We start from the raw sequence: 6,108 nt of genomic DNA, 5'->3' as shown, positions 1-6,108 counted from the left end.
TGAGGATGTGCTTTCTTTGAGATATTGAGCACCAGCAATGTAAACCCGAAAGCAATAGCCATACCGATCAACGGAGCAAGGAAAATGAAAGCAGCTATCTTCAGGATGATACTTACCTGGATAGCATCAAAACCATGCGCCATGATGGCAGCACCGGCAAATCCACCAATAAGCGTATGCGAAGAAGAGGAAGGAATGCCTTTCCACCATGTAAACAGGTTCCAGGCTATGGCAGCTATTACGCCGGACAATATAATGGGCAATGAGATGAACTCTTCGATTACCGTTTTAGAAACTGTGTTGGCAATGCCGAAGCCACCAATCACATATTTGGCGATAAAGAATGCAACAAAGTTGAAGAAAGCTGCCCATATTACTGCCTGAAAAGGAGTAAGCACCTTAGTCGAAACAATAGTAGCTATTGAATTGGCTGCATCATGAAAGCCATTGATATAATCGAACACCAAAGCCAATACAATGATAATCACTAATAATTCCATGTATTCTATCTTGTATTTATGCGTATTTCACTATCAGGTTTCTCAAGATCTTACCTACATGCTCGGCCGCATCGGTGGTCTTTTCTAATTCGTGCATAATCTCCTTGATTTTGATAAGCTCAATACAGTCTTTTTCTTCCTCAAAGAGTTTGGTAATAAAGAATTCATATACATCATCCGCCTGATTTTCGATATCATGTAGTTTGGTACAATAATCACGCAATGCAGCCGGTTTCTTGCGGAAAGTTTCAAGCTCGTCCATAGCTTTACAAATGTAACCGGCTTCCTGCTGAATCATTTGGCTCAACTCTTTGCCACTCTCAGAGATAGGACGGGGATTGTAAATAGTGATACGCTTGGCACAGCTATTGATTCCATCGATAACATCATCTATACACGAAGCCAAGTCATGGATATCTTCACGGTCGAAAGGAGTAATAAAAGTAGTTCCAAGTTCATCAAAGATAAGATGGGTAAGCTTGTCGCCCTGACGCTCGGTATCTTTTATCTTCTTATAAAACTCGGCTCGATCTTCGGGTGAATGATGATTCAAGCTTTCGACAAGCAGTTCTGACGATTCACATAGTATCTCAGACAATTGCTTAAGCAATGGAAAGAATTTAGGTTCTTTCGGTGTAAACTGACTAAAAAAAGAATTCTTCATAAATATAAGTATATTAAATTACATTGTTTGCTTTCTTGATTTGATTCGGGCACGCATCACTTCTATGATGGCAGGCAGTATGGATAGAACAATAATCGCCACAATCAGCAATTTAAGGTTCTCCTGGACAAACGGCAGATCGCCGAAGAAATATCCTGCATAGCAGAAAATAGCAATCCAGCATGCTCCGCCCACCAGATTGTAGATCATAAAATAGTAGTAGTGCATCTTTCCCATACCTGCCACAAAAGGGGCAAACGTACGTACAATCGGCACAAATCGAGCTATAATAATAGTTTTGCCGCCATACTTCTTATAAAACTCATGCGTCTTTTCAAGATGGCTTTGTTTGAATATTTTTGAATTAGGATTATTAAATAGTTTACGCCCAAACAGGTGACCTATCATGTAATTGCACGAGTCACCCAATACAGCAGCAACAAACAATATGACTGCCAGCACATTCACTTCAAGAGGCATATCGGGCTGCGCTGCAATAGCTCCCGCTACAAACAGCAATGAATCACCCGGAAGAAAAGGTGTCACTACCAACCCTGTTTCACAGAAAATAATTAAAAATAAGATGACATAAGCCCACATATGATATTCTTGCACAATATTAATCATGTGCTGATCAATATGGAGAATAAAATCTAATAGAAATTCCATTGTTTAATGATTAGTTAGTACTTAAAACACGAACAAATACAGACGCAAGAAGCCCTAAATCACTACCAGTCTGAAAGTATGAAAAAAGGGTACTAAACAAGAATATGCCTAAGTGCATAGACATAATATCTATAGGATGTTTTGAGGGTATTTGTACTAAACAAAAAGGAATTCGTTTTTTCTTCAGGAAGAAGAGACTTTATGGATTTTACTATCTTAGATAGGATAAAGGAAGCATCTGTCCTTAAAAGTTTAAATGGAGAGGCACAACGAAAAGAAGAAGAAATACCTATATTACCGACATCGGTCCGGTTACTATAGTTTTGGCTACCGGTATCCTTATTATATTGTTGGATATCCGTTTCCGACTTGCTGCATAAGTATTCGGGGGTATACTGCAAGTTTATGGTATGTGCTACCTTATATTCCTCTATTTCACCACCGCCAGCAGACGTGAGTTTGGGTATGAGGAACAGACCTAACAATATATAAAATATATACTTTGCCATTTCGGCAGCAAAGATAGAAAGTATTTTCAAGAGAAAAAGGCATTCAAACTTTTATTTTTGTCAGACCGGGATATATTAAAATAGGGTGCATCACTGATACACCCTATTGTCAAAACTTACGCAATAGTAACTGATGAATCCAAATAAACATTTTGAATAGCATGCAGTAATTCAACGCCTTCATTCATCGGTTTCTGGAAAGCTTTGCGTCCACTAATCAATCCCATACCGCCGGCACGTTTATTGACTACAGCAGTAATAACCGCATCTTTCAAGTCAGAAGCCCCATGAGATTCTCCACCGGAATTAATGAGACCGACACGTCCCATATAACCATTGGCTACCTGATAGCGGCAAAGGTCTATCGGATGAGGAGAAGATAATTCCGTATAAACTCTATCATCCGTTTTTCCGAAATGAATAGCTTGGAAACCACCGTTGTTTATAGGCAGTTTTTGTTTCACAATATCCGCCTTGATGGTAACTCCAAGATGGTTTGCCTGTCCGGTCAGGTCGGCGGCGGCGTGATAATCTACCCCTCCTGCTTTAAAATCGTTATTCCTTAGATAGCACCAAAGAATAGTAGCCATACCTAATTCATGAGCATATTCAAATGCCTGTGCCACTTCAACAATCTGACGGCGGCTATGTTCCGAACCAAAGTAAATGGTAGCACCAACTGCCACAGCTCCCATATTCCACGCTTCTTTGATAGTTCCAAACATTATTTGGTCATAAGAATTAGGATAACTCAATAGTTCATTATGATTCAGCTTCACTACAAATGGTATCTTATGAGCATACTTTCGTGCTACTGCTCCCAATACACCAAAGGTAGATGCTACTGCATTACAGCCACCCTCTATGGCTAACTTCACAATATTTTCCGGATCAAAATAGATCGGATTAGGTGCAAACGAAGCACCGGCAGAATGTTCTATACCCTGGTCTACAGGCAAAATAGAAACATATCCGGTATTTGCCAACCTTCCATGTCCATAAAGTGCCTGCATACTATTCAAGGTTGGCAGATTTCTATCCGAATCCATCCATACCCGGTCTATCATGTCAGGTCCCGGAATATGAATGGATTGTTTATCTATCGTCTTACATGTATGGTTCAGGTAATATTCAGCTTCCTTTCCCAATAAATCAATTATTTTATTCATAAGCATCTTTTTTATAGATTTATATTCACTGATTTATAACAAAACAGAAAACGGAATGTTCTGAGATCAACTCATACTATGATATCCGATATTTTGCATTACTGCTGGTAACGCGTAGCTTCCGTAACATCTTTTACACAACGCAACAATCCTTGCCCCTTTTTTCGAGGAAATCCGGCAGTTCGCGGACCGCTTCCTGTATAAGAGTCGCCCGAATAAAAATCGAGCATCATGGCGAAACCGTTGGCAGGTGTCGTATTGGGAGATGTATTCGACGACCAATACAGCTTACTTAAATCATAGGGTGTGGTAGCTGTACCACCCGGCCACACATAATTGATATTTGTAATATTATTCGTCAATGTAGATACATCTCCCCAAAGTGAAGCAACACCAGTGTATTGTTCGCTCATACGAGGATATCGAGGAGTTGAAATCTTCACATTCGTTCCGGTTCCTGTCACCGCATAGGTATAGTTCGGATTTACTGAGGTATCGCCTCCTACACCTGCTCCCATCACCCAAAGTTGAGTCAGTTCCAGTGAAGTAGGAACACGCCATGTACCCAAATCCTTCTTATCGCTTCGCTCCGAATAAGCATTGCAACCTGTACGGGTCGTATTGATAGTCGGTGTAGCAGGATCTGCACCGGAAGGAGTGACATAACCCAGTGCCTCATACCAGTTCATCGTACTACGGATAAGTGCATTGTTTACAACCGGATTCCCATTCTTATCACAATCACTTTTCGCAACTCTGATAAGTGCATACGGTTTACGCACCGTATGATAATTGGTTGTCAAAGCTTCATAAGGTGCTCCGGTACGAAGTGAAATTGAAACAACGCCACGGGGCTGAAATCCTATTGAGCCTCCATAGTTCCACAACTCCTGATTCACAATAACAGGAAGGGAACCAGTTTGAAAATAGGGATAAGTCTTTATATTTGGAGCCGTTTGTAACGGATAATACACAGGATTGGACGAAGTAGATACTCCAGCTACCGGAAACAGATAGGTGCGGTCAGGCTCCATCAGGCAGCGTGGGTATCCCTGCGTACTAGTACTAGTATATGTTTGAGCTTCTCCATAATTAGTGTATGATATAGCACGGGCATACTGATTAGAGTTACTCGTTCCGGTAACTAACTGAGTCGAGCTCCAAAATAGTCCGGTCGGATAAGAGCGGGCATTGAAATAAATGCTGATCATCTGAAGTTGGTTCTGCGAAGGCAGATAATATTTTGTTTTCGTAACAGCATTCAGGGTAATACCATTTTCGCCATTCAACCGCCAGCATTGACGGATAGCTGTTTCGTTCTGTGCCGTCCCGTTAAGATAAGTCACTCCGCGTCCCTCCGAATATTCGCTATCAGGATGGAGATTAGCATTGCTGGAAGAGAAAGTCACCAATGTATTCTGATAAGGACTTTCCATACTCCAAAAACGGGAATCCGAAGGATCGATAGTATACGCAAAGCCTCCTTTTCCCCATGGATAATCTTGACCATTGTGAGTAATCAGGTCGGTGATTATACGCCACGACACTTCATCAGCTCCACCACGTCCAGTCAGTGTCAGAGTAGCCTGATACCATGTATTGCGCTTCACATCGAAGTTATTCCAATGATTTCCATTAAGGTTAAGACCCAGATAAACACGATATGTAACCAGGCCGTCACGTTCTCCTTCAGGCAGGGTAGTACGATATTCACAAACCACTTCTATGTAAGAACATTGCACAGGTATAAGTGGAATCTGTGTTTTCGACGAAGTACATTCCTCTCCGGGAACATTAGTAGGTAATGCTCTGGTGCCCTGCATATTTTCAACCATATATAATGGAGTGGCATAATTATGAGGAAGATTATTTCCGGTAGGATCTACAGGTTCCAGATTTCCATCGTTCACTGTTATATTATCACCATTCACAAAAGTGGTAGTCGATGTGGTAGGAGCATTTGACGCTATATAGCTATATACCATCGGCACATTCTTTAACTGAATGGAACGTACAGTGACTAACGTACTGGATTCGAGAGCGCTTTTATCGATCACAACAGTTACTTTGGCGGTCAGCCGTTCGAGATTAACCACGCCCAAGGCATAAGTTCCATTAGTAGTACCTGGGGTTATAGTGACTACTTTTGTATCTGTGAGAGCGGACATGATGACACGTCCGCCGGATAGAAAGTCTGTACCGGAGGCCATTGTCTTTTTCAGATTGTTCAAATCCGTAATATTTGTCACTGTACTACCTATCGAGGAACCTACATTCGCAATAAAGGCAAATATACGACTACCGGAGGAGCCGCTTATCCGCATAGGTATCGAAAGATTGGACATATCAGACGGGGCAAAGTATTTGAATGATATAGCCTGTCCGTTCGCTGCATCAAAAATAAAAGCATTCAAGTCATACAGACTGTTTTCGTCCGTCGAAGCAGCCAGCGAACGGGTGGTCACTGTACGACCATCGACCGCCACTCTGAATGTATAATCAATATCGGTCGAATCATACCGGATATCCTCTTCATCTTCTGCTGTACAAGATGTAATGGCTATGATTACGAATAATATACTTAATATATGTTTCAT

General features: G+C 41.3%; 5 protein-coding genes. All 5 read right to left on the bottom strand.

What is annotated here, in order from left to right:
- The coding region (locus Q1W14_RS04015) for an inorganic phosphate transporter (protein ID WP_300699485.1) at positions 1–500 on the bottom strand (500 nt) is incomplete at its 3' end.
- 16 nt (positions 501–516) lie between these two features.
- Positions 517–1,164, bottom strand: coding sequence for a DUF47 family protein (locus tag Q1W14_RS04010; protein ID WP_300699484.1), 648 nt, complete (start codon positions 1,162–1,164; stop codon positions 517–519).
- 18 nt (positions 1,165–1,182) lie between these two features.
- Positions 1,183–1,833 carry a DedA family protein gene (locus Q1W14_RS04005; RefSeq protein ID WP_300699483.1) on the bottom strand — a complete coding sequence of 217 codons (651 nt, stop codon included), beginning with the start codon at positions 1,831–1,833 and terminating at the stop codon, positions 1,183–1,185.
- A gap of 625 nt (positions 1,834–2,458) precedes the next feature.
- Complete coding sequence (locus Q1W14_RS04000; protein WP_300699481.1) at positions 2,459–3,511, bottom strand: class I fructose-bisphosphate aldolase; 1,053 nt, start codon at positions 3,509–3,511, stop codon at positions 2,459–2,461.
- A gap of 98 nt (positions 3,512–3,609) precedes the next feature.
- Positions 3,610–6,108 carry a hypothetical protein gene (locus Q1W14_RS03995; protein WP_300699480.1) on the bottom strand — a complete coding sequence of 833 codons (2,499 nt, stop codon included), beginning with the start codon at positions 6,106–6,108 and terminating at the stop codon, positions 3,610–3,612.

Source organism: Bacteroides sp., assembly GCF_030151085.1.
Classification (GTDB): domain Bacteria; phylum Bacteroidota; class Bacteroidia; order Bacteroidales; family Bacteroidaceae; genus Bacteroides.
The sequence above is the reverse complement of the archived record's forward strand: the minus strand, read 5'-3'. Positions and strand labels throughout refer to the sequence as shown.